Origin of the sequence: Pseudomonas marginalis (assembly GCF_001645105.1) — a bacterium.
Lineage (GTDB): Bacteria > Pseudomonadota > Gammaproteobacteria > Pseudomonadales > Pseudomonadaceae > Aquipseudomonas > Aquipseudomonas petroselini.
In genome coordinates this window covers 1-1662 of record NZ_LKEG01000003.1, presented here as the reverse complement: position 1 = coordinate 1662, position 1662 = coordinate 1, and the positions used below count along the sequence as shown (strand labels likewise).

Annotated in this window: 1 protein-coding gene; it reads left to right on the top strand. The window is 55.9% G+C overall.

The window, feature by feature from the left end; genetic code table 11:
* The first annotated feature begins 71 nt into the window (after positions 1 to 71).
* Positions 72 to 1624, top strand: a protein-coding gene (locus AO064_RS00015; protein WP_156521560.1) for an IS3 family transposase whose coding sequence is annotated in 2 segments (ribosomal slippage) — positions 72 to 534 and positions 534 to 1624 — 1554 coding nt in all. Because the reading frame shifts where the segments join, the coding sequence is not laid out codon by codon here.
* Positions 1625 to 1662: the final 38 nt, after the last annotated feature.

Here is a 1662-nt window from a genome sequence, read left to right as displayed (position 1 = left end):
CCCCCGGTGTCAGGGTAGTTGTCGTGTCCTCCGCTTTTTAAAAGTATTCCGGGGGCGGCAAGAGTAAGGTCATGCCTTTCTATTCAGAAGAACGCAAAGCTGCACTGTTGAAAATGATGCTTCCGCCGCTGAGCCTTTCAGCGTCGGAGGTCGCGCGCCGTGAAGGTTGTAGCGACATGTCTCTTCATTATTGGCGTAAGCAAGCTGCTGCCAGAGGTTCTCAGTTGTCCGAAAACAAGCAGTCGCCTGAAAGTTGGTCTGCCGAATCCAAGCTCATGGCAGTCATCGAATCATCAGCTTTGTCGGAGCTGGAGCTGAGTGAGTATTGCCGTCGCAACGGTATTTTCCCTGCGCAAATTGACGGCTGGCGCAAAGCTTTCATTGCCAACAGCACTAATCACTCAGCGCTGAAAAAAGGAATCGCTGGTGAGACCAAGGAGGATAAGAACCGGATTCGGGAGCTGGAGCGTGAGCTGCGCCGAAAGGATGCAGCGCTGGCTGAAACAGTCGCATTGCTGGTGCTGCGAAAAAAGCTCAATGCCTACTGGGGGAACGACGACGAGGACAATTGACCTTGTTGCCAGAACGGCATCTTCTCGTCGACTGGCTCACCGAAGCCATCACGGCGGGCGCCCGCAGGGCGCCTGCGTGTCTAGAAGTCGGTATTTCGCTACGCACGCTACAACGCTGGATCCTGCCCGAAGCGTTGTTGGCAGATGGGCGCACCACGACGGTGAGGCCAGTGCCGAATAATGCCCTGAGTGATGTTGAGCGCCAAGCCATCCTGGCCTTGTGCAACAGCAAGGCCTACGCACATCTGCCACCGAGCCAGATCGTGCCACGACTAGCTGACGAGGGACGTTATATGGCATCGGAGGCAACATTTTACCGAGTGCTGCATGCGGCAGATCAGCAGCATCATCGCTCACGTGCCAAACGCCCGCATCGCCATGAGGCACCCACCACTTACGCGGCGACAGCCGCCAATCAGGTGTGGTCTTGGGATATCACGTACCTGCCGTCGCCGGTTCGAGGGAAGTTTTACTACCTGTATTTGATTGAGGATATCTACAGCCGAAAGGCTGTGGGCTGGGAAGTTTACGAAGCAGAAAACGGTGAAAAAGCCGCTGTCCTATTGCAACGAAGTGTCACTAGAGAGAAGTGCTGGCGTCAGCCGCTGGTGCTTCACTCGGACAATGGCGCACCTATGAAATCGGTGACGTTACTGACCAAGATGTACGACCTGGGTATCACGCCATCGAGAGGAAGACCCCGGGTAAGCAACGATAATCCTTACTCGGAGTCGCTGTTTAGAACGCTGAAGTACTGCCCGCAGTGGCCGCAGGATGGATTTGGCAGCCTGGATGACGCGCGTATCTGGGTCAGGAATTTTATGGCCTGGTACAACACCGAGCATCGTCATAGCCGAATCCGCTTCGTGACACCCGCCCAGCGCCACGAGGGAAAAGACCGGGAAATCCTGGCCCGGAGGGCGGCAATCTATGGGCAAGCGAGAGAAAAAAGGCCTGAAAGGTGGTCAGGCGAGACACGCAACTGGGACCCTATCGGGACGGTGCACCTCAACCCCGAAAGTGAGCTGACAGTTGTCGTGAAGGTCGCCTAGCAAGACGGGAGACACGACAACTACCTTGAAAAACGCCG